The organism is Acinetobacter sp. 1566109, assembly GCF_000582255.1.
Taxonomy (GTDB): Bacteria; Pseudomonadota; Gammaproteobacteria; order Pseudomonadales; family Moraxellaceae; genus Acinetobacter; species Acinetobacter nosocomialis.
The window spans coordinates 1-357 of sequence record NZ_JEYB01000249.1; the positions used below are offsets into that span (position 1 = coordinate 1).

Consider the following 357-nt stretch of genomic DNA (forward strand, 5'->3'; position numbering starts at 1 on the left):
CTCTTGCTATGGTCGCCAGCAATATGCTTTACGATAGTTCCAGTGAGGGTTACACCTGTTTCATCAGCTAATGTTTTTGCTTTTGAAACAGTGACTACATTTTTTGCAGCTTGATTGAGTATAGCCGGATCAGTTCTTGCAAAGGTTGCACTGCTAACGAATAAAACCAGACTGGTAATTGTGGTTAACACTATTTTTTTCATTAAAATTTCTCCTATTCTTTTATTCATAGTTATCTAAACAATTTCTTAAAATTGTGAGTTTTAGCTTTTGTGATTTTTTGTGTCATCATGTCAGATGTACAATATTATTGTTGGAGAAGCTTTTGGACTGGCTCTTTTTTTAATGAAAAAAATA

At 33.1% G+C, this 357-nt stretch carries 1 protein-coding gene; it reads right to left on the reverse strand.

Annotation, left to right across the window (positions count from 1 at the left end; translation table 11 throughout):
- Nucleotides 1-203: NirD/YgiW/YdeI family stress tolerance protein (locus J582_RS25630; protein WP_032049051.1), on the reverse strand; the 203-nt coding region annotated here is incomplete at its 3' end.
- Nucleotides 204-357 lie beyond the last annotated feature (154 nt).